Consider the following 21,815-nt stretch of genomic DNA (forward strand, 5'->3'; position numbering starts at 1 on the left):
ATGAAATTTACTAACGTAAAAAAGACCGTTTTAACGGGTGTTGTAATGGGTGCTGCATTATTTACATTTAATTTTACAGCATTACCTGGAAGTGTTAATCTCCCTGCAGTAGTTCAGGCGGCTGAAGCGAATTTTACAGGGGAGGAAGCAGGAAAGCTTTATTTAACCGGACAGCTTTACACAGGTATTGCATTAAAGGACGGTAAGCTTTATAACTACAAAGAAGGTGTACAGGGAGTTGCCTATACAGGAATATTTACAGGAAAGTATCTGAATGTAAGTACAGGTGCACAGGCACAGATTAACGGTGTATATTATCAGAACGGAAGTGTATTTTCTGGTGTTACAGGCAGAAAGTATTATGTAAAGGGTCTGTTACAGAGCAACTTTACAGGATGGAAGAAAGTTGGCGGAAAGATTTATTACTTTACAAAAGGTGTTGCTCCTGCAAAAGGATTTAAGATGTTAAAGAGCTATACCGGTGGAAGTACGAAGTATAAATATTACTTTAAAGAAGACGGTTCTCTTTCTACAAACTTATTTAAAGACTGGGGATATAACAAGTGTATTAAGACAAAGATGACGATTGAAATCAATACACAGACTCATAATGTTACATTCTATCTGTACGATAAGAAGACAAAGAAGTATATTATTCCAGCGAAGACAGTGCTTTGTTCTACATCTGCAAAGGCGAACGGAACACCTAGAGGACATTTCTTCTTAATGAAGACATCCGCAAAGAGATGGGTAAGAGTACCGAATAATAATACACGTTTCTATCAGTGGGCTACACGTATTGCAGGAACTCCTACATTAGTTCACAGTAGTGTATATACAAAGTATGGTAATAACAAGGCATTATCTGCATCTTATTATAATAAGTTAGGAAACAGTAATACATCTTACTGTGTTCGTATGCAGGCGGTAAACGCAAAGATCGTTTATGATATTGCAAAGAAGACACCAAAAAAACAGCGTACATGGATCAACATTGTAAAGAAAAATAAAAAGGGACCTTTCGGTGTTGTTAAGTTAAAACATACTACAGGTAAGTTAAAGAACTCCAGAAAAACTGATCCTACAGATCCAGTATTATTCCCTGGAAATCCATTCTCCGTTAAATAGTTTTAGCGGGGGAAGTATGGATGAATACTCAATTTTCTAAAAAAGATACAAATATCGTGAAGGGCGTTGCAATTATTGCAATGCTCTTCCATCATTGTTATGTAACCAATATTAATTTTAAGGCACACGGGGTATCGTTTGCACCATTTTCAAAAGGAACCGTTGTAACATTGTCTTTATGGGCAAAAGTCTGTGTTGGAATCTTTGTATTTTTAAGTGCATACGGTATTACGATTTCTTTGAAAAAGCTATATGATCAGAATAAATATGAGAGACAGAATATTTCCTGGCTTACAATACGAAGAGTGTGGAAGATTCTGAGCGGTTTCTGGCCGATTTATATTCTTGCGATTGTTGGATGTAAAGTTTGGGCACCGGAAAGCTTTGCCGTATATAAGCAGGGTATGACTCGAATTATTTATATGCTTATTGATTTTTCAGGGTTGGCTCATATTTTTGGAACACCGACTTTACTTGGAACCTGGTGGTATCTTGGACTTGCATTTATGGAGATTATGCTGCTTCCATTTCTTTATTATATGTATCGTAAATGTGGAGCATTTACTACGATTGCATTGAGTTATCTTCTGCCAATGGCATTATCATTGCCGATGAGCAGCAGTGTTGTACATTATCTTCCGGCTATGACGTTAGGTATCTGGTTTGCACAGGAAGATTTATTTCCTAAGGCTGCAGACTGGAAGATTCCGCATACAGGGCTTATGATAACAAGGGCAGCAGAGTTTTGTGTACTTGCTGTGTTCATTCTTGGAACCGTATGGCTTAAGACTTCAAAGTTTGGAAAAGTGCATCCGAATGTTACCGATAGTGTAACACCATTAGCAGTTATTTTATTCACTTATCTTTTCCTTGCAAGTATACCGATTCTTCGGGATATGCTGTGCATACTGGGTAAATACTCAATGAATATCTTTTTATTTCATAACTTTATCCGTTCGAGATGGTTTGAGGACTTCTCATATTCTTTCAGATTCTGGTGGCTGATTGTTATTGTATTAGTAATAGACTGTCTGCTGTTTTCTGTTGTTATTGAATTTTTAAAAGAAGTTCTGCGATATAATCACCTGACGATAAAGATAGAAAAGAAATTGCATGGAATGATAAGTAACGAATAATAAAAGGAAAGAAAGTTATGGAGAATTCAACACAACAAAATAAAAAATATTATAACGAGATTACGATTGCAAAAGGAATCGGTATTCTTCTTGTTGTATTAGGACATGCTTTAAAGCAGACGGGAGTAAGTAATGTACCGGGGAATGCGGTAATCAGTATAATATATAGTTTTCATATGCCCCTGTTCTTTGTGTTATCGGGATTTGTTTCTGTAAAGATTCTTCAGTATTCTAAGATGACAGAATACATAAACTATATAAAAAGCAGAGCAGCCCGCCTCCTGATTCCTTATTTTGTTATGGGAATTCTCTATATGCCTTTAAAATATTTTATGAACAGGTTTGCGATTAATCCCTATGATTTTTCACAGAGCTGGAAGTTGATTCTTGGAGATAATCCGAATACAACGATGTGGTTTTTATATACCCTTTTCTGGGTGTCGGTAATCGCATTGATTTTACTGAGGCGCTCAGTGCTGTTACCGATGCTTATTGCAAGCGCTATTCTTTCATGCACAGCTTTTATATTTAACTGGAGCTTCCGTATACCAAAGTATTTATTTTTCTTTATTCTGGGAATTTATATTAGAGATCATTATGACAAATTCACAGAAATCAGAAAGAATAAGTTGATTTTTATTTTGGTGGCAATCGCATTTATTATATGTAATATAGTAAATTATCAGATGGGGAGAGGAGAATTTATTACTTCTGTTTCAGGAACAATATTATGTATGTGGTTTTCTCTTTGGCTTGTAGAGAAGAATGTAAGAAGTTACGGCGTTTTGAAAAGTCTGGGTGATGCGAGTATGGATATTTATATTTTGTCAGACCCGGTACAGACGGTATCAAGATTAGCTTTATGGAACATATTACATATGCCAAATATTTTGGTTATTATTTTATGTTTTGTGTCAGGAACAGGCATATCATTTATTGCAGCAAAGTATATTCTGCGCAGATTCAAAGTATTTCGAATTCTGCTGTTTGGAGAATGTTAGTACATAGTTATTTACAAAACGATGTACCAGACGAATAAGACAGGAAGGAAGGCATTATGAAGAAAAGTTTATTAACAAAAGTAATGACATTAGCTATGGCAGCAGTGATGTTATTTAGTTTCAATATGACATCACAGGCTGCTGTAAAGAAAAATATTGATACAAATGATTCGATTTCATTATGGGTGGGAGATTCCCGAACCGTTCTCATCTATCAGGACATGGATATGAGAGCTCCAAATGGAACAAAATATCGCAATAAAGCACGAGTAGAGGGCAAATATCTTATGCTCAAGTATCGTGATTGTTATGCAGGACGAGGAACCGGATATAATCTGGTGCGCGGAGGAAGAACGAGAATACAGAACGTAGCAAGAAAAGCGGGTCGTCAGAATATTGTCTTTGCCTCCGGAGTAAATGATATTTATAATCCACAGGTAAGTCCATTCAGATCCTATGTAGGTGGTGGACGAGTAGCTCCAGCAAGTCCGGAAACCCTTGCTACAGAGTACTGGAAGTTATATGAGAGTTTTATCAGTAAATATCCGGAAGATCATTTTTATCTTCTCTCTGTCAATCCAGTGTACTGTACGCTTCGTTACAGAGGAAATACGGTAACAAACAGTAAGGTTATTCGTTTTAATAACACATTACGTAAGCTTGTTAAGAAGTCCGGTTATAAAAATGTGACGTATGTGGATACTTATAAGAATGTATTCCAGAAAAACGGCTGGGTTCATAAGAAGAGTGCATATCGTTACGCTATGAAGTACAGAAAGATGAATGTGCGCTATATGAGAGAAAGTTCCAGCTATCAGTTACATTACACCGATTCAGTAGATAAAAAGCTTTTTAAATATGTAAATGACTTTATTAAAAATGATATGAATATTAGCAAAGATATAAAGCAGAATTAATTACGGTTATTGCGGAAGACAAAAAGTAGCTTGTTGTAGTTAAGTATTCTTGAATTTATCAGGAGGAGGGTAACAGTTATGAGAAAACATAAAAAGTTATATACGCTATTAACAGTGTTGCTATTAACGTTTACGATGTTCATTCAGTTTAGTTGTTCTTCTGAGGGAGCAACCCGGCTGAGTGAGACAAATATAGTGATGACAGCAGGAACAAATAAAAAGTTAAAATTACGACAGGCTAAGGGGGCAGTTGAATGGTCTTCTAGTAATAAAAATATAGTTTCTGTTAATGAAAAAGGTAGAGTATATGCGTTAAAAGGTGGAACAGCCTATATTAAAGCAAAGACAAAAAAGAAAACATATAAATGTAAAGTTGTAGTTGTAGGATTTAATAAAGAAAAGCTAACCTTATCTAAAAAGAAAAAGTTTACTTTAAAAGTGAGAAATTCAAAAGCAAGGAAATGGTATTCTGGAAATAAAAAGATTGCGACAGTTACTTCAAAGGGTGTTGTAAAGGCTAAGAAAAGCGGAAAGACTACGATTGTTTGTATAACTCGTACCGGAAGAAAGATTAAGTGTAAGGTGTATGTACCGAAACTTGAAAATGCAAGTACAAAGATGGTTGTGGAAACAACAAGAGAAGTTGAAGTAGTTAACACGGCCAATGCATGTCGATGGTCCTCTTCATCCGGTGAGGTTGCCGCTGTTGACAATAACGGAACAGTACAGGCTTTAAAAGCAGGAAAGACAACGATTAAATGTAAAACAGGTAATGCTGTTTTAGAGTATGACTTGACAGTTATTAATCCAAATAATCTTGTGACAAAGAGAGCAGATCTTCCAGACAATACAAAGGTAGATCAGATAGATGTTACAGTGACAGGATATCCGAATAACCGAACATATTCTATTTATAAACAGAATGGAAAGAAAAATACAAGTGAACAGTTTCCACATTATATGCAGGGACATGGATGTTCCGCCTCGTCATTAACAACAGTACTCAGTGCTTACGCAGGAGTTACTTATAAGCCGACCTATATGATAGAAACTGTTGAGAGACAGTACTTTGGTGATGAGTGGGTAAAGAATTACAGTAAGAAAGACACGAATGACAGTAAGAGCCGTCCGATGCCAATCAGTTTATATGGAATGACGAAGATTCTGGAAGGTTATGGAGTAAGATATAAATATGTCAGAGATTTTTCAGACAGTCTGGCAAAGCAGGAAATCGAAGCACATTTACGGACTGGTAATCCGGTAATCTTTGTTGTTGCTGCTAAGAGCCGAAAAGATGGTGCAGTAGCGAACAAATGGACAAGCGGATATCACTGCATGACAATGCTTGGAATGACAGATACAAAGAAGGTAATCGTAGCAGACTCCGTAGACCGTTCTAGCAGTATTTTTGGAAATAATCAGAGAATAAAGTATGCATCACTTGGAGAATTGATTGGCTACATGTTCCCATGTACAAATACGACCTCCACATCAATATACTGGAGTGGAAAGGCAAGCAGCGGCGGTTACATTTTAATTAATCCGCAGAATCAATAAAGTACATCAGACAGAAAATGAGGACAGACATGAAAACAAGAATAAAAACAAGAATGAAAAAAACAATCACATTCATGCTCACAATGTTCATTCTGACAGTAGCACTTCCGGTAAATATACAGGCAAAGTCAGTAACGACACCAGTCTCACAGCTCCCGGAAAAGTCAGATGTAGGACAGATTACAGTTACTGTTAATTCTGAGAATGGTACAAGAAAGTATACAGTTTTTGGACAGCATAAAAATCCATGGAAGAAGACGAAGTATCTTGATATGCATGGATGCGCTGTTTCTTCTTTGACAGCGGTACTTTCTGCTTATTCTAAAAAATACAGGGACTATACTCCTGTTCAGGTGAAAAATATTGTGGAAAAGAAAGCACTTGGAACAGCTGCCTGGAAGCGTAATTACAGTAAACCAGTATTAAGACAGATGCCAATTTCCATGTATGGAATTTCAAAAGTACTGAATTATGCCGGTATCAAAACAAAGTATGTACGTACCTTTACTAATAAACAGGCAGAGAAACAGATATTAAAGCATCTTAAGACAGGGAATGCGGTAGTAATTGAAGCGAATAACCGAACACAGATAAATGGCCGTTTCAGTGCCAGAACAACCAGAAGATGGGCTCTTGGGAAGCATACAATGGTTCTGCTGGGACTCACCGATGATGGGAGAGTTATCGTAGCAGATTCTGCGCAGAGAACCTGGTCGAAGAAGAAACAGAGAATCAAATATACTACAGTGAAAGAAATTGTAAAGTATCTGATTCCATGTAAATCTTCAGCCAGAACTTACTATTTCTCCAGTACCGCAGCTTCTGGGGGATATGTGTTGGTAAATACGAAGTAATCCGGTTAATGCGGAGAAATAGAACAGCTTTCTCTGACAAGCAGCTTACATGGAAGCTCAATTCTTGCAGCACTATTATGTTCATTATGGATTCTGTCAAGAAGGAGCTTCACAGCATGGTGCGCCATTTCTTCTTTTGGAATATCAATGGTAGTCAGCATTGGTTTCGTCTGCTCTGATTCTCGGATATTATCAATAGAGATGATAGAAGGAACATATCCTTTTTTTCTACGATGCCGCAGACAGTCAAATACACCAAGTGCTGTACTGTCATTTGCACAGAAGATGGCAGTAGGAAGGGAAGCTCGTTGCAGAATGAGCTCCATTGTTTTCATTCCTTCCTCGCGGGTCTGGCTTGTTGGATAGATATTTGAGTAGTCAAGAGGAAGGCTGTGTGAAATTAAAGATTGATAATAACCGATATATCTCGCCTCATAGGAGCAATCTCCTATGTAGGCGATTTTTTTATGCCCAAGAGAAATCAGATAATTCATAGCGGTGATGGCTGCATTGGTTCCGTTACAGATTACTTCATCGTAGGCAAAGTCTGTTGGGTTACGGTCAATTCCAACAATATTACGATAGTGATTTTGCAGAGGGGAAATAAGCTCAGAAGGACATTTTCCGAGAAGAATGATTCCATCTGCATGTTTGTCAGTGGCAGAAAAAGAAGACTTTTCATTTAACATAGAAGTAACTTCCGGAAGAGTGAGGAACTTTCCAATGATACATTGCTGGCGTAAAAGTTCCTTTTTGAGAAACTCAAAAAGTTCGCTGAAAAATAAATCCTGAGAAAGCGAAGGAAAACGAGTAAGAAAAATATCAAAAGTCATCGTTTTTTCTTCGGTCCGCGCCAGACTAATTCCGGATTTTAAGGTTTGAGCGGCAGTGTTTGGTGTATAACGGATTTCCTGTGCGGCAGCCCAGATACGGGCTTCCAGTTCAGGACTTTTGCATTTATAATCCGGTTGATTTAAGACTCTTGAAACAGTAGATACTGAAGTGCCGGCAATGCGGGCTATTTCTTTTAAAGACATAAAAACCTCCTGATAACGTTATCAAAAATATTATAAAAATAGAATAAAAAAATCATCTGTATATCAGCTTATTATAAAAAATATGTTGCAAAAAGTCAATTTGTTCAAAAAAGATAACGTTATCAAAAAATGGCATTGTTGTTAAGGCGTTTTTCGAATAATATAAATACAACACATGTGAAAGCAAGAAGAACTGATGTCAGGCAGAAAAATCAAAGAAAGGACGAAAAGGTATGAGACGGAATATAAAGAAGATTTTTATGATGGCAGGAGTAGTAGCAATGATAGCGGGGCTTACAGGATGCGGAACAAAGAAGAGCGCAGGAAAAACAACAGAAATTAATGTGGGTTATTTTAATAATGTAACACATGCACAGGCTCTTTATATGAAAGCACAGGGAACACTTGATAAAGCATTTGACGGAAAGGCAGCAGTGAAATGGACTTCCTTTAATGCAGGTCCTTCTGAAGTGGAAGCATTATTTTCAGGAAATATCGATATTGGATATATTGGACCGGTTCCGGCGATCAGTGCCAATGTAAAGTCAAAGGGAGATGTGAGTCTGATATCTGGAGCTTCTCAGGCAGGAGCGGAACTGGTAAAAGCACCCGGTTCGGATATTAAATCTGCAAAAGATTTAGATGGAAAGACGGTAGCGATACCGCAGATTGGAAATACACAGCATTTGTGCCTTTTAAAGCTGCTTTCAGATAATGGTTTAAAAACAGTAGAAGAAGGTGGCACAGTTACGGTAACGGCTGTAGAAAATGCAGATGTTCAGAACATGATGGATCAGGGAAATATAGATGCAGCACTTGTTCCGGAACCATGGGGTTCTACACTTGTAAAGAACGGAGCAGAAATCGTTCTCGATTATAATCAGGTTTATATGGAAGGCAATTATCCAGTAGCGGTAGTTGTTGTGAGAAATGAATTTTTAAAGGAGCATCCGGACTTAGTAAAAGAATTTTTAAGACAACATGAGGAAGCGACAGATGCAATTAATCAAAATGTAGACAAAGCAGCGGAGATTATCAACAATGAGATTAATGCAGCAACAGGAAAATCACTAAGTGCGGACATTTTAAAGACAGCATTTCAGAAACTTACGATTTCAACAGATGTAAATAAAGATGCAGTTGATGATTTTGCAGCAATTTCACTTGATCAGAAATTTATTAATCAGAAACCGACCGATGATTTTATCTCCGTTGAGGAGACAAACACATCTGCAAAATGATGGATAGGACAATGTTTTGAAGAATGGCATTTTAAAGGAGACAGAGCATGGCATTATTATTAAAAAATGTAGGAAAAACCTTTGAAAATACAGGGCAGGCTACTTTAAAAAATATAAATCTTGAAATAAAACCGGGAGAGTTCCTCTGTGTAGTTGGGAAAAGCGGATGCGGCAAAAGTACGCTGCTGAATCTGATTGCAGGACTGGAAAAACCGACAGAAGGAAAAATTCTTTTAAATGGAAAAGAAGTGAAAGCACCCGGTTCGGAACGGACAGTGATGTTTCAGGAACACGCTCTGTTTCCATGGCTGAATGTAATTCAAAATATAAAGTTTGGAATGGAGATAAACGGAGTTCCAAAGAAAGAGCAGGATTACCGCGCGGAAAAGTATTTGAAAATGATGCAGCTTGAAGACTATAAAAATTATGCGATACATCAGCTCTCCGGAGGTATGCGCCAGAGGGTAGCATTAGCAAGAGCATTTACAATGGATTCAGAAATTTTACTGATGGATGAACCCTTTTCCGCACTTGATAAACAAACATCAAACCATTTAAGACAGGAACTGCAGGATATATGGATGAAAACACATAAAACAATATTTTTTATTACACACAGTGTAGAAGAAGCGGTTTATCTTGGAGACAGAGTTGTAGTAATGTCAGGAGAAGACGGCGGAATCAAAAATATTGTACCGATAGAGTTAGATAGACCAAGGCATGTCTATAACGAGGACTTCATTGCCTATCGACATAAAATATTAGAAGAGATCCAGGGAGGGGATTACTGATGAAAAAAATATGGAAATCCAATATAACAGGAGAAATACTGTTCCTTCTTGGTGTTATTCTTTTATGGCAGATTTTATATATGATCGGTGTTGACGGACTTGGAATATGGAAAGCCTATGCGATGCCGTCACCAAGTGGTGTGTGGAATTCATTTACGGAAATGATAAAGCAGGGAACCTTACTATCGGCAATGGGGAACAGTTTACTGCGTGGGGCAATAGGATATATTCTTTCCCTTATGATTGGAGGAGTTATTGGAGTATTTATGAATCATTTTTCATTTTTACATAAAAATTTAAGACCTCTGATTATGGGAATACAAACACTGCCAAGTATTTGCTGGGTACCATTTTCTATCTTATGGTTTGGATTAACACAGACAGCAATCATCTTTGTAGTAATTATGGGATCTGCATTCAGTATGGCAATCGCCGTAGACAATGCGATACTAAACGTCCCTCCAATCTATAAAAAAGCAGCGCTTACAATGGGGGCAGATCAAAAACAAATTTATTGGAAAGTTATATTTCCCGCAAGCCTTCCGGAATTAATATCAGGTATGAAACAAGGCTGGTCATTTGCATGGCGCGCATTAATGAGTGGAGAAGTAATGACGACATCCATTGGACTTGGCCAGACATTAATGACAGGGAGAAATCTTGCAGACATCAATCAGGTTATGCTCGTCATGGTAGTTATTGTGGTAGTTGGAATCGTGATTGATCAGGTGATCTTTCATAACCTGGAAAAAAGAATACTAAGAAAAAGAGGATTGACAATTTAGCAAAATACAGAAATGAAAAAGGACAGGGATTATCACTGCAATCCCTATCCTTTTTTCGTTTCGTTTATTTGCAACCCATTTCCTGTTCTGTTATACTAGAAAATAACTTTAGGACAGTACATAATGTATGAAATGGAGATTATTATAGAATGAAAAAATTAGTAATTGCAGAGAAACCGTCTGTTGGACGGGATATTGCCCGCGTGCTTGGCTGTAAGCAGCAGGGGAAGAAATATATTGAAGGTAATGAATATATTATTACCTGGGGACTGGGGCATCTGGTGACACTGGCAGACCCGGAAGGCTATGATAAGAAGTTAAAGACATGGAGAATGGAAGATCTTCCAATGATGCCGGAACGTTTTAAGCTAGTAGTTATACCACAGACAAGAGGGCAGTTTCAGGCAGTGAAGTCTTTGATCGAGCGAAAGGATGTTGGGGAAATTATTATCGCAACGGATGCCGGACGAGAGGGTGAACTGGTTGCGAGATGGATTCTTGCGAAGGCAGGGAATAAAAAGCCGTTGAAAAGATTATGGATTTCTTCTGTGACAGATAAAGCAATTCGTGAAGGATTTGCACATCTTAAGAATGCGAAAGAGTATGAGAATCTTTATCATGCTGCAACGGCGAGAGCGGAGTCCGACTGGCTGGTGGGAATGAATGCAACGCGAGCGTTGACTTGTAAGTATAATGCACAGCTTTCCTGTGGAAGGGTGCAGACACCGACTTTGGCAATGATTGCAGCAAGGGAGGAAGAAATCAGACATTTTACACCGAAGCCGTATTATGGTTTACAGCTTATTGGTAAGGGAATTACATTTACTTGGAAAGATAAAAAGTCCGGAAGTGCGGCAACATTTTCCAGAGAAAAAAATGAAGAAATTTACAAAAAGATTTTAGGAAAGACAGTAGAGGTTATTGAAGTAAAAAAGACGAAAAAGACTTCACAGCCGGAGGGACTTTATGACTTGACCGATCTTTCAAGAGATGCGAATCAGCGCTTTGGTTTTTCTGCCAAACAGACATTAAATATTATGCAGAGCCTTTATGAACATCATAAGGTGCTGACTTATCCAAGAACAGATTCGAGATATCTGACAACGGATGTGGCAGAGACTCTGCGGGAACGTGTGGAGGCGATTGCAGTTGGTCCGTATAGAAGCTTTACTAATACAGTGCTGAAGGGAAAGATTACTCCGAAGAAATCTTTTGTTAATAATCAGAAAGTATCCGATCATCATGCGATCATTCCAACAGAACAGCCGGTTATCCTGGCACAGCTTTCAGTAGATGAGCGAAAGATTTTCGATCTTGTTGTTAGGAGATTCCTTGCAGTTTTATATCCTCCTTATGAGTATGAACAGACGAAGATTACCATACAATGTGAAGGGGAAACATTTTTTGCTGAAGGAAATGTTCCATTAAACAGGGGATACAAAGAAGTAACTGCGCCGGAAGGAGATGAGAATGGAAAGGTATTTCCATCTTTAAAAGAAGGCGAAGTAATCGGGGAATTTACTTTGAAAAAAACCGAAGGAAAGACAAAACCGCCGGCGAGATTTACAGAAGGAACGTTATTGAAAGCGATGGAGAATCCAGTAAAATATATGCAGCAAAAGGATGCAAAAGCAGCAAAAACGTTACAGGAAACCGGTGGACTTGGAACGGTTGCAACAAGGGCAGATATTATTGATAAGCTGTTTGGCAGCTATCTTATTGAAAAAAAGGATAATGAAATATTTATTACAGGTAAGGCAAAACAGCTGTTGTCTCTTGTGCCGGAAGATTTAAAGAAGCCAGAACTTACCGCTGAGTGGGAATCGAGGTTATCTGCGATTGCAAAAGGTAAGGCAAGTGATAGAAAGTTCATGAAAGAAATTGAAACATACACAAAAGAACTGATGAAACAGATCCAGAATGGAACAGGAACTTTCCGTCATGATAATCTGACGAATAAAGTTTGTCCGGAGTGTGGAAAGCGTCTTCTTTTAGTAAATGGTAAACAGGGTAAGCTCTATGTCTGTCAGGATAGAGAGTGTGGATACAAGGAACGGATTTCCCGAATGACAAATGCTCGTTGTCCGGTTTGTCATAAAAAGATGGAACTGATCGGAGCAAAAGAGAATCAGAAGTTTGTATGTTCTTGTGGGCATAAAGAATCGATGCAGGCATTTGAAAACCGCCGAAAGAAAGAAGGAGCCGGTGTTTCTAAAAAAGATGTGGCAAATTATATGAAAAAAATGAAGAAAGAAGAAAAACAGCCACTGAATAATGCACTTGCAGATGCGCTGGCAAACCTGAAGTTATAGGATACAGCCAGTACGGAAGTGAGTAAATAAAAATGAGGATTTAATTTATGAGTATAAAAAGAGTGATTTTAACTTCTTTATTTTGTGTAGCAATGTTATTTGCAGCAGGAAAAAAAGCAGAGGCAGCTTTTCCTTATGATATGGAGCAAAAGCCAGTAATGGCAGCCTCTATAAAGAGCGAAAAAGTATCTGTTTATGAAGATGTATCACTGAAAAAGTTGTTAAAGGAAGTGAACGGCAGCAAGCTAAACATAGAGGCATACAGAGTCAGTGGAAAAAGTATTTACGGAAAGTATACAAGTGGAAAGGAATCTGGTTTCGGCTGGTTTTCCCTTGATACTTTTGTAGTCGATCCTGATTATAAAAATGTGTATGCAACAGTACGAGACGGGATGTACATTTATACGAATCGAAGTTTTTCAAAGGTACAGACAACGATTAAAAAGTATAGTGGGATTATCGTCATCAGTAAAAAAGATGGGGACCGTCAGGTGATTTGCGATAAAAAAGATCATTATGAGATTGGATGGATGACCGCTGGGGCATTTTCTAATACATTGCTTTATGACGGAAGAGAAAAACAGACAGTAGCAGATGGCATCTATGAATTTGGATGTGGATATCAGGATGATAAAAACGGCGGAGCAAAAGATCAGACAGAAATGGAAGGCTATCAGAAGTACACATTTAAGATAATGCATATTACACAGAATAAATACTATATTCAAAATACAGAAGATGGAAAGTATTTATCTGTGGTATTTCAGAGTGTTTCAAGGGAAAATGCAGCGAAGGGGAAAAAGGGAAGTTATAAACTTTGTTGGACAGAAAAACCAGAAGAAGTACGAGGGCGGTTTGAATTGCAGCGATTAAATGGAGCCTATACGATTCAGAATGTGTCGAGTAAGCGTTTCCTTGCGGAAGAAAAAGATTCTGCAGATTCTGTGAGCTTGACACTTTTCACAGGAAGAAGTGATATAGGGAGTCACTGGCGGATTCATGCGACACAAAAGATGAGTAATACAAAGAAGCCATTTGTCATTACCCAATATGATCCGGAGTGGTGTGCGACACCATATGGCGGAGGTGGATGTATGGGAACTGCAGGCTGTGGAATTCTTGCAACAGTAAATGCTGTTTACGCATTGAACGGTCAGTATATGGATGTAATGGAGCTTGCCAATTATGCAGTGAAGAAAAATTACCGTATTGTCGGAAGCGGAACAGATGATGGTATTTTTAAGGCAGCAGCAAAGAAATACGGAAAAAAATATGGATTTGCCTGGGATGGTGGAAGTGGAAGCATCGACGTTTTAAAGAAAAAGCTTAAGGCAGGAGATACAGCAATCGTTCATGTACAGGGACATTATGTTTGTATTTCTGATTATAATAAAAAAACAAAGAAATATCTTTTACTGGATTCCAATTATCTGCCAAAACGTGCAACTTCCGCTTTTGGTGATTGGATTAAAGTAGACAGACTTTTATCCGGGGCATTAGAATCCCAGTATTTTTATTTCTTTAAACTTAGTGAAAAGTAATGATGAAGTAGCAGCGATGTAGTGGAGCAGGTATTCGGGATATGATTTTGAGAACGAAGTCTGTAGAGTGAAAATACGAAAAGCAGGGAAATGAATATGAAGAATAAAGAAGATTTAAAAAAGGAACTGATCAAAATCGATCATAAAAGTTACGGAATGTATAAAACGCTTGGAGGTAGTTACAGTTACGGAAATTATATTTTGCATATAGATCATGTACAGGGAGATCCCTTTGCTTCTCCTTCCAGACTTCGTTTTGAAGTGAAGAAGGAAACGCATGGATTTCCGGAAGAGTATTATGAAGAAAAACATCGCAGACTGGCATTAGAAGATCAAGTGCTGCGCCGGTTTTTAAGGCAGCTTCGTCAATTAGATAAAGGATCTATGGGTTCTGGTAAGAGCGGAAGAATTACGACCTGTCCGGCAAATCAGACGGTGCAGGAAAGAATCGCGGTTGTTTTTTCTAAGGATAGAATGGAACTTCGTTTTGAAATGGGATTTCCGGCGAGAGGAAGAACAATTATGGCAAAAGAGATGCAAAAACTTGTTTTTGATATTTTGCCGGAACTGGCAGAAAGCTGTTTGTTTTATCGTAAATGGGATACAAAGAGTAAGAGCTTTTTGGAAAAAGCTGTTTCTCTTGCAGACGATCAAAAGGAATTACGCCGGTAGCTAAAAGAAAGAGGATTGATAGGTTTTGTGGCAAACGGTGCAATATTACCAAGAGAAAGTGGCATTTCCGATCGTCCAATGCGGGATGCAGTGCCATTTATTTCACCGGAATCCTTACAGATTGAAATAGAGCTTCCACATAAAGGAAAGATGATCGGAATGGGGATTCCTAAAGGAATTACTGTTATCGTAGGTGGCGGTTATCATGGAAAGTCTACATTATTAAAAGCGTTAGAACAGGGAGTATATAATCATATTGCAGGAGATGGGAGAGAATATGTCGTAGCAGATGCTACAGGAATGAAAATCCGGGCAGAAGACGGCAGAAGTATTTTGCATACAGATATTTCTTTGTTTATTAATCATCTTCCTGCCGGACAGGATACCGTAGATTTTTCTTCGGAAAATGCAAGCGGAAGTACTTCTCAGGCGGCCAATCTGATAGAAGCCATGGAAGCTGGAGCAGAATTGCTGCTCTTAGATGAAGACACCTCTGCAACGAATTTTATGATTCGGGATAAAGTGATGGCAAAGTTAGTTTCTGATGAAAAAGAACCGATTACAACCTTACTTCGTCACATACGTGGAATTTATAAAACGATGGGAATTTCTTTTATCATTGTTGTAGGAAGTTCTGGAGATTATTTATCCGTAGCAGACCTTGTGCTTCAGCTAGATCATTATAAAGTAAAAGATGTTACAAAAGAAGCAAAGGAAATCTGCGAACAATGCCAGATTGCAGGGCAGTATGCGGAAAAAGAAGTTTGTATGCCGGAATTTTCCCGTAAATTAAAACCAATAAAATCTGCTAGAAGAAAGTTAAAATCAATGGGAACAGATACGGTGCTGATCGACAGGGAATCCATTGATGTGCGTTACTTAGAACAGCTTTCAGAAAGTGGACAGACAACAGCACTTGCCTATATGATGGGATGGATACTAGATCATGTAACAAAAGAAGAAGATATTCAGGAATTCATAGAAAATATGTATAAGCTTATCGAGAGAAAAGGAATGGCAGCGGTAATTCCTGCAAACTATTCTGCCGGACATCCCGTTCTTCCAAGAAAGCAGGAATTGTATGCCTGTCTTAGCAGATACAGAAGTGCCAAAATTGTAAAAAAATATATGTAGATTTTGTGAAAATGATTGAGAATAGAGTGAGATTAATGTAAAGTAGAATAAAGTAGGTGAAGGGTAAACTAACAATAAAAAAGGAGAATTTATAATTTATGATAAAGAGAAAGATATTTATTGCGACGGTATTGTTAGCATCTATGTGTATGGTGGGTGGATGTGCTACCTCAAAGTCCGGAGAAAAGGCTGCGGAAGCGACAACAGAAGCAGCTGCTACAACAGAGCAGACAACACCGGTAGAACTGAACGCTTCTGAATATGTGAAGCTTGGGCAATATGAAGGACTTACGATTAAAGGTTCTTCAACTAAGGTCACAGAACAGGAGATAGAAGATAAGATTGATGAACTGGCTGAAGAATATACAGATTACAAGGAGATTACCAGTCGTGATATTGTTCAGAAAGAAGATTATCTGAATATCGATTATGCAACAACGATTGATGGTAAGGAGAATGAAGATTATTCTGACAGCAGTATTGACATTCATTTAGGGGAAGGAAACCTGAATGTAGATGATGATGTCGATATAGACGAGAAGCTTGTAGGAAGTAAGGTTGGACAGGAAGTAGAGGTGGAATTTACATTTCCGGAAAGCTATGAAGATACTTCTGTAGCGGGAAAGAAGTGTCAGATGACAGTGACGATTAATGCAATAGAAAAAGAAGTTGTTCCGGAAATCACAGACTCCTTCATTAAAAAGAATACAGACTATTCTACATTAAAGGAATATAAACAACAGGTCAGAAAAGATCTTATTTCCGATAAGAAGACAGAAGCACAGCAGAATAATGAAGATGCGCTCTGGACAAAGATTATGGAGAATGTAACGCAGATTAAAGAGTTCTCGGAAGATGCAGTTAAGCAGGAAGTGAAAAATGTTAAAATAGAGAATAAAGAAATGGCAGAGTACTTTGGCATGAGCGTAAGTGACTTTATTGAGCAGTATAACGATATGTCAATCGAAGAATATGCCAAAGATTCGCTTAAGAGACAGTGCGTGCAGGATTTGTTAGTAGAAGCAAAGAATGTAACGGTAACAGATGAAGAATTGAATAAAGAGATACAGTATTATATTGACGAATTAGGCTACAAGGATAAAAAAGATGTTTTAGATACAATGCCGGAGGAAGAAATCCGTTCAGAATTACTGTATACCAATCTGATGACAGCATTATTAAAAGATACAAAGATTCAGAAAGCAGAATAGGGCCACAGTCAATCATGGAAAAGGAAATGAAAAAGAATAAAAGTAACGATAATTTTCAAATAAAATTAAAGTAAAAAATGCTTGCATTCATCTTTTGTTTATGATAGAATTAATATCCGTAAGCGGATATGGCGGAATTGGCAGACGCGCTAGATTCAGGTTCTAGTGAGCATTACGCTCATGCAAGTTCAAGTCTTGTTATCCGCAGCATAAAACCATTATGATTCGTTATGAGTCATAATGGTTTTTTTTACAAAAATTTTACGTATATATGATCATAATAAAAAAGTAAGACAGTCATTATTACGTAGGACCTGGAAAGGGAGGGTGCGCTTATGAGTAACTGTATCACTACATACACGAGAAAACATTTTGACCCTGTAAATCCTGAGCCAGTGGATATAGATATTAAAGACATTGCACATGCTCTTTCAATGATATGCAGAGGAAATGGACATGTCAGTTCTTTCTGGTCTGTAGGGGAGCATTGTATTTTATGTGCAAAGGAGGCGGCTGCAAAAGGATATGCAGATCGTTTAGTACTCGCTGCGCTTTTACATGATGCAAGCGAGTGTTATATGTCAGATGTGCCAAGGCCGTTAAAACAGAACATGAAGCAATATAAAGAGCAGGAGAATCATTTATTAGATGTGCTTTATACAAAGTTTTTAGAAACTCCGCTGAGCGAAGAAGAAGAAAAGCTTATAAAAGAAATTGATAATGCATTATTGTGGTATGATCTGAAGTATTTATTAGATGAGGAATTAGAAGAAAGGCAGCCGAAGCTTCATGTAGAGCCTGATTATACGGTAAGAGCATTTTCTGAGGTGGAAAAGGAATATTTAGAGATATTTAAACGATATAAAAGATAAGATAAAATATAATGAATTAAATGACAAATGTTATAAGATATACGCTCGGAATTTTTGACACCGGTTTTCGGTTAATGTTCCGAGCGTAAGTAGTTTTAAGAAAGGCTGGAAGCGGAAAAATATGAAAGAGAAAGAAGATATAATAGAGAATAAATGGGACAAATTACTGAAAATACATACAATGGGACGTGATGATTCTAACGCAGATCAATACCATTATCCATATGAACCTACACCATATTCTGTATTAGAAAGATTAGCTAATACAGGAATCATACGAAAAAATAATACACTGCTTGATTATGGCTGTGGAAAAGGGCGTGTAGACTTTTTCCTTTCATATCAGACCAGGTGTACATCTGTTGGTGTGGAATATGATGAAAGAATCTATAATAAGGCAGTAGAAAATAAAGAAAGTGCTATTTCTACAAGAAGAGTATCTTTCAAAGCGGAAAATGCAGAATATTTTGCTGTACCAAAAGAAGTGGATAGAATCTATTTCTTTAATCCATTTTCCCTGGAAATATTACAAAAGGTAATGCATAAAATATTAGAATCTTACTACGAAAATCCTCGGGAAATGAAATTACTTTTTTATTATCCGTCAGATGAATACATCTCCTATTTAATGACAGTAAATGAATTAATATTTGCAGATGAAATCGACTGCAGAGATTTATTCCAGAAAAATGATTCCAGAGAAAGAATTGTGATATTTGAACTTTAAAAATAATCTTGATTTCTAAGAATACTCTTTTTTTGATACTGACATTATTTTTGAAACAAAATAAGACTACGAGGTAAAATAAAATGGAAAATAAACATATTCATGAAAACGAATATATAAAAAATAAAGATAAAACACAAAATAAATACCATATTCATGAAGCAGCTTATATGGACGAACATATGCAGGAATATGTAGGACAGCATATATATGAACATACACATATAGATGAACATGGGAAAGCTCATACACATACTCATAATCCAGAAACCGTAAAAAATGAATTGAATCGTATTGCCCGCATTATCGGCCATATGAAGTCAATCAAGACGATGATTGAATCGGGGAGAGACTGTAGTGAAGTTCTTATACAGTTAGCAGCAGTTGATGCCGCAATAAAGAGCCTAAGCAGAGTTATTTTAAAAGAGCATATGTCAACCTGTATCGTCGATGCGATAAAAACAGAAGATACTGAAGCAATTGAAGCATTGAATGAAGCAATAGACAAATTTATAAAATAAAATACTAATTTGAGGGACTAAAGAAACGAAAACCAGAAATTTGATAGAAAAGAAAATGTGAAGATAGTCGCTTCGTAGAAAATGCCTGACCGGCATTTTTACTGGCTCCGACATCACATTTTCTTTTCTATCAAATTTCTGGTTTTCTGTCCTTTGGCTCCAGATGGAAATTAGTATTTAAATCTTGGATGGGAATAAGGGGATTGTCCAGAAGGCTATGGTTTTTAATCAGAGAACTGTTTCCCCATAAGAAATTCGCCATAAAAAAATAGCAGTGAAGGTCAAAGCCTTCCAATTAATAAGATTTCTTTCTCTATAATTCCGTTAAAATTTCGTTAACAATTCCTTTTCCTTTAGAAGACCGGCTACAAATCCAGTGGGAAAATATTCTCCTCTGGAGATTTTTATTCTAGTGAAAACCATAGACTTCTGGACAATCCCCTCTTTTTCCCTCAGACTAAAATACTAATTCCTCATCAAGAACAGACAGCCGCTGAAACAAACTTTTATGCTGAATTGTAAGAAAAGCTATGATAAAGAAAAAAGAATGGTATGCTTCCTTTTAGGTAGACAGTTGAAAAAAATAAAACTGTTTATCTGAAAGGGGGCATTTTTTATGGATAAGATTTCTCCAGAAGAAAAAATACAATGGATGGAAAAAATTCTTCAGAAAAAAGAATCCATCAGTTCTGTTGCATCAAAAATAGGAGTTTATTATACGACCGTTGATAAATGGCTTAGAAATTATCAATCAATTGGACCGGAAGCTTTTTTTCGAAAAGGTCATACCTATCGAACTCCTGCTCAAAAAGAAGCAGCTGTTTTCGATTATCTTTCTGGAAAAGGTTCTCTCCGGGATATCTGTGCCAAACACAAAATTTCAGATGCACAGATACTCAGAAGATGGATTATGAAGTATAATAGTCATGATAAGGAAACAGGAGGTAGACCAATCATGACTAAAGGCAGAAAAACTACATTTGAAGAACGTGTCGAGATCGTTCAATATTGCATAAAACATTCTCATAACTATTCGGAAACAGCAAAAAAATTTCACATTTCTTATCATCAGGCCAGAAGTTATACTATAAGATATGAAGAAAACGGGGTGGATGGGCTGCAAGATAAGCGGGGAAAGAGAAAATCCCCAGAGGAAATGACGGAAGTAGAAAAACTGCGTGCAGAAGTAAGACTTCTGCGTGCGGAAAAAAGACGGGCAGAAATAGAGATATCTTTCTTAAAAAAATTAGAAGAGATAGAGAGGAGGGGAGGCTGAGCCTGATACGCCAGGAACATATCTATCGGGCAATCAAGGAAGAACACGAAAAATATAACTATCCAATCCTGTTATTATGTGAAATAGGTGGAATCGCCAGATCATCCTACTACAAATGGCTCCATCACGTAGAGACACCGAACGAGAGATTTAACGAGGAATTGGCAGAGAAACTGGAACAATTACATGAAAAACATCCAGATATGGGATATAGAAGGTTAAATGACAAGCTGCGCCACGATGAAGACATTCGGGTAAATGATAAGAGAATCCTCCGTATTTGCAGAAAAAAACAGATCCGGTCCAACTTAAAGAGCCGGTATAATGGCTGTACCAGAGCATCAAACAACCCAGCATTTATTGCAGAAAACATTCTTAATAGAGAATTTAAGGCAGAACACCTTAATGAGAAATGGGTTACTGATGTAACGGAATTCAAATATGGAAACACCTTAGACAGTGTTCATAAAATATATTTAAGCGCTATATTAGACTTATGTGATAGACGGCCCGTTGCATATGTTATTGGGGATAGTAATAATAATGCGCTGGTATTTGAAACTTTTGATAAAGCAGTAAAGGCAAATCCAGAAGCCCATCCTATTTTTCACAGTGACAGAGGATATCAGTATACCTCCCGAAGATTCCATCAGAAATTGGAAGAAGCAGGAATGATACAGAGTATGTCGAGGGTAGCACACTGTACAGATAATGGAGTAATGGAAGGCTTTTGGGGAATCTTGAAACGGGAAATGTATTATGGAAAGAAATTTGAGAGCAGAGAAGAATTAGTGAAGGCAATCACAGAATATATAGATTACTATACAAACGACCGACCACAGAGAGGACTTGGAGTATTAACACCAATGGAATTTCATGAAAAGCAACGATTGGCGGCATAAAAATGTTGCCCGATATCCAACCGGGCAACACAAAAATTTTATATTTTTTTAATTGTCTACTTGACGGGATGCACACCAGAATTGTTATAAGTATTGTATTTTGTGACTTTGCGCTATGGAATTCTGACCATAGGAACTTGGGACTCGTTTTTCCCAAGTTCCTGTTTTTCTGGGCAGAATGGAATGCTTAGCGCAACGGA

Annotated in this window: 20 protein-coding genes, 1 tRNA gene and 1 pseudogene; 21 read left to right on the forward strand and 1 reads right to left on the reverse strand. The window is 37.4% G+C overall.

Translation table 11 applies throughout. The features are described from left to right. From EHLA_RS00315 to EHLA_RS00340, 6 genes are all read left to right on the forward strand, one after another. A complete protein-coding gene (locus tag EHLA_RS00315; RefSeq protein ID WP_096238881.1) occupies positions 1–1,128 on the forward strand; it encodes a L,D-transpeptidase family protein in 1,128 nt (375 codons plus the stop codon). A gap of 20 nt (positions 1,129–1,148) precedes the next feature. Continuing rightward, positions 1,149–2,264, forward strand: a complete 1,116-nt coding sequence (locus EHLA_RS00320) for an acyltransferase family protein (protein ID WP_096238882.1) — start codon at positions 1,149–1,151, stop codon at positions 2,262–2,264. A 17-nt stretch (positions 2,265–2,281) separates the two neighbouring features. Continuing rightward, positions 2,282–3,265, forward strand: a complete 984-nt coding sequence (locus tag EHLA_RS00325) for an acyltransferase family protein (protein WP_096238883.1) — start codon at positions 2,282–2,284, stop codon at positions 3,263–3,265. Positions 3,266–3,321: 56 nt separating this feature from the next. Continuing rightward, positions 3,322–4,182 carry an SGNH/GDSL hydrolase family protein gene (locus EHLA_RS00330; RefSeq protein ID WP_096238884.1) on the forward strand — a complete coding sequence of 287 codons (861 nt, stop codon included), beginning with the start codon at positions 3,322–3,324 and terminating at the stop codon, positions 4,180–4,182. 78 nt (positions 4,183–4,260) lie between these two features. Continuing rightward, complete coding sequence (locus tag EHLA_RS00335; protein ID WP_096238885.1) at positions 4,261–5,739, forward strand: Ig-like domain-containing protein; 1,479 nt, start codon at positions 4,261–4,263, stop codon at positions 5,737–5,739. A 29-nt stretch (positions 5,740–5,768) separates the two neighbouring features. Continuing rightward, a complete protein-coding gene (locus EHLA_RS00340) occupies positions 5,769–6,593 on the forward strand; it encodes a C39 family peptidase (protein WP_157908522.1) in 825 nt (274 codons plus the stop codon). A gap of 5 nt (positions 6,594–6,598) precedes the next feature. Here the strand turns inward: EHLA_RS00340 and EHLA_RS00345 are convergent, their stop codons facing one another. Continuing rightward, a complete protein-coding gene (locus tag EHLA_RS00345; RefSeq protein ID WP_096238887.1) occupies positions 6,599–7,630 on the reverse strand; it encodes a LacI family DNA-binding transcriptional regulator in 1,032 nt (343 codons plus the stop codon). Between the two features lie 233 nt (positions 7,631–7,863). Between EHLA_RS00345 and EHLA_RS00350 the strand changes: the two genes are divergently transcribed. From EHLA_RS00350 to EHLA_RS00410, 15 genes and pseudogenes are all read left to right on the forward strand, one after another. Continuing rightward, positions 7,864–8,871: an aliphatic sulfonate ABC transporter substrate-binding protein gene (locus EHLA_RS00350; RefSeq protein WP_096238888.1), complete on the forward strand. Its 1,008-nt coding sequence runs from the start codon at positions 7,864–7,866 to the stop codon at positions 8,869–8,871. Between the two features lie 47 nt (positions 8,872–8,918). Further along, entirely contained in the window at positions 8,919–9,662 is a 744-nt protein-coding gene (locus EHLA_RS00355; RefSeq protein WP_021906872.1) for an ABC transporter ATP-binding protein, read from the forward strand. Then, complete coding sequence (locus EHLA_RS00360; RefSeq protein ID WP_096238889.1) at positions 9,662–10,447, forward strand: ABC transporter permease; 786 nt, start codon at positions 9,662–9,664, stop codon at positions 10,445–10,447. Before EHLA_RS00355 ends, EHLA_RS00360 begins: the two co-directional genes overlap by 1 nt. 149 nt (positions 10,448–10,596) lie before the next feature. Further along, the gene (locus EHLA_RS00365) at positions 10,597–12,759 is read left to right on the forward strand and encodes a DNA topoisomerase III (protein ID WP_096238890.1); all 2,163 of its coding nucleotides are present in this window, start codon (positions 10,597–10,599) and stop codon (positions 12,757–12,759) included. A gap of 47 nt (positions 12,760–12,806) precedes the next feature. Next, the gene (locus EHLA_RS00370; protein WP_096238891.1) at positions 12,807–14,300 is read left to right on the forward strand and encodes a C39 family peptidase; all 1,494 of its coding nucleotides are present in this window, start codon (positions 12,807–12,809) and stop codon (positions 14,298–14,300) included. A 96-nt stretch (positions 14,301–14,396) separates the two neighbouring features. Further along, positions 14,397–14,972 (forward strand): ABC-ATPase domain-containing protein, encoded by a 576-nt coding sequence (locus EHLA_RS16825; RefSeq protein ID WP_330399826.1) that lies wholly within the window; start codon positions 14,397–14,399, stop codon positions 14,970–14,972. A gap of 12 nt (positions 14,973–14,984) precedes the next feature. Beyond that, positions 14,985–15,707, forward strand: a pseudogene (locus tag EHLA_RS16830) (P-loop domain-containing protein); the annotation flags it as partial. A 93-nt stretch (positions 15,708–15,800) separates the two neighbouring features. Further along, a complete protein-coding gene (locus EHLA_RS16835) occupies positions 15,801–16,106 on the forward strand; it encodes a hypothetical protein (protein ID WP_330400034.1) in 306 nt (101 codons plus the stop codon). A gap of 98 nt (positions 16,107–16,204) precedes the next feature. After that, positions 16,205–17,317 (forward strand): FKBP-type peptidyl-prolyl cis-trans isomerase, encoded by a 1,113-nt coding sequence (locus tag EHLA_RS00380; protein ID WP_096238892.1) that lies wholly within the window; start codon positions 16,205–16,207, stop codon positions 17,315–17,317. 122 nt (positions 17,318–17,439) lie between these two features. Beyond that, positions 17,440–17,524 (forward strand) — tRNA-Leu (locus tag EHLA_RS00385). 128 nt (positions 17,525–17,652) lie between these two features. Next, complete coding sequence (locus EHLA_RS00390; protein ID WP_096238893.1) at positions 17,653–18,189, forward strand: HD domain-containing protein; 537 nt, start codon at positions 17,653–17,655, stop codon at positions 18,187–18,189. Between the two features lie 121 nt (positions 18,190–18,310). Continuing rightward, the gene (locus EHLA_RS00395) at positions 18,311–18,916 is read left to right on the forward strand and encodes a methyltransferase domain-containing protein (protein ID WP_096238894.1); all 606 of its coding nucleotides are present in this window, start codon (positions 18,311–18,313) and stop codon (positions 18,914–18,916) included. A gap of 83 nt (positions 18,917–18,999) precedes the next feature. After that, complete coding sequence (locus EHLA_RS00400; protein ID WP_330399828.1) at positions 19,000–19,437, forward strand: metal-sensing transcriptional repressor; 438 nt, start codon at positions 19,000–19,002, stop codon at positions 19,435–19,437. 616 nt (positions 19,438–20,053) lie between these two features. Then, positions 20,054–20,713, forward strand: a complete 660-nt coding sequence (locus tag EHLA_RS00405) for a helix-turn-helix domain-containing protein (RefSeq protein WP_096238895.1) — start codon at positions 20,054–20,056, stop codon at positions 20,711–20,713. 20 nt (positions 20,714–20,733) lie between these two features. Further along, the gene (locus EHLA_RS00410; protein ID WP_242970754.1) at positions 20,734–21,615 is read left to right on the forward strand and encodes an IS3 family transposase; all 882 of its coding nucleotides are present in this window, start codon (positions 20,734–20,736) and stop codon (positions 21,613–21,615) included. Positions 21,616–21,815 lie beyond the last annotated feature (200 nt).

Source organism: Anaerobutyricum hallii (genome assembly GCF_900209925.1).
Taxonomy (GTDB): domain Bacteria; phylum Bacillota; class Clostridia; order Lachnospirales; family Lachnospiraceae; genus Anaerobutyricum; species Anaerobutyricum soehngenii.

Coding starts and splice junctions, on each gene's coding strand:
- EHLA_RS00360 (WP_096238889.1), top strand. CDS start 9,662: ATGAAAAAAATATGGAAATCCAATATAACAGGAGAAATACTGTTCCTT.
- EHLA_RS00390 (WP_096238893.1), top strand. CDS start 17,653: ATGAGTAACTGTATCACTACATACACGAGAAAACATTTTGACCCTGTA.
- EHLA_RS00320 (WP_096238882.1), top strand. CDS start 1,149: ATGAATACTCAATTTTCTAAAAAAGATACAAATATCGTGAAGGGCGTT.
- EHLA_RS16825 (WP_330399826.1), top strand. CDS start 14,397: ATGAAGAATAAAGAAGATTTAAAAAAGGAACTGATCAAAATCGATCAT.
- EHLA_RS16835 (WP_330400034.1), top strand. CDS start 15,801: ATGGGAACAGATACGGTGCTGATCGACAGGGAATCCATTGATGTGCGT.
- EHLA_RS00315 (WP_096238881.1), top strand. CDS start 1: ATGAAATTTACTAACGTAAAAAAGACCGTTTTAACGGGTGTTGTAATG.
- EHLA_RS00405 (WP_096238895.1), top strand. CDS start 20,054: ATGGATAAGATTTCTCCAGAAGAAAAAATACAATGGATGGAAAAAATT.
- EHLA_RS00370 (WP_096238891.1), top strand. CDS start 12,807: ATGAGTATAAAAAGAGTGATTTTAACTTCTTTATTTTGTGTAGCAATG.
- EHLA_RS00325 (WP_096238883.1), top strand. CDS start 2,282: ATGGAGAATTCAACACAACAAAATAAAAAATATTATAACGAGATTACG.
- EHLA_RS00330 (WP_096238884.1), top strand. CDS start 3,322: ATGAAGAAAAGTTTATTAACAAAAGTAATGACATTAGCTATGGCAGCA.
- EHLA_RS00400 (WP_330399828.1), top strand. CDS start 19,000: ATGGAAAATAAACATATTCATGAAAACGAATATATAAAAAATAAAGAT.
- EHLA_RS00340 (WP_157908522.1), top strand. CDS start 5,769: ATGAAAACAAGAATAAAAACAAGAATGAAAAAAACAATCACATTCATG.
- EHLA_RS00355 (WP_021906872.1), top strand. CDS start 8,919: ATGGCATTATTATTAAAAAATGTAGGAAAAACCTTTGAAAATACAGGG.
- EHLA_RS00335 (WP_096238885.1), top strand. CDS start 4,261: ATGAGAAAACATAAAAAGTTATATACGCTATTAACAGTGTTGCTATTA.
- EHLA_RS00380 (WP_096238892.1), top strand. CDS start 16,205: ATGATAAAGAGAAAGATATTTATTGCGACGGTATTGTTAGCATCTATG.
- EHLA_RS00345 (WP_096238887.1), bottom strand. CDS start 7,630: ATGTCTTTAAAAGAAATAGCCCGCATTGCCGGCACTTCAGTATCTACT.
- EHLA_RS00365 (WP_096238890.1), top strand. CDS start 10,597: ATGAAAAAATTAGTAATTGCAGAGAAACCGTCTGTTGGACGGGATATT.
- EHLA_RS00395 (WP_096238894.1), top strand. CDS start 18,311: ATGAAAGAGAAAGAAGATATAATAGAGAATAAATGGGACAAATTACTG.
- EHLA_RS00350 (WP_096238888.1), top strand. CDS start 7,864: ATGAGACGGAATATAAAGAAGATTTTTATGATGGCAGGAGTAGTAGCA.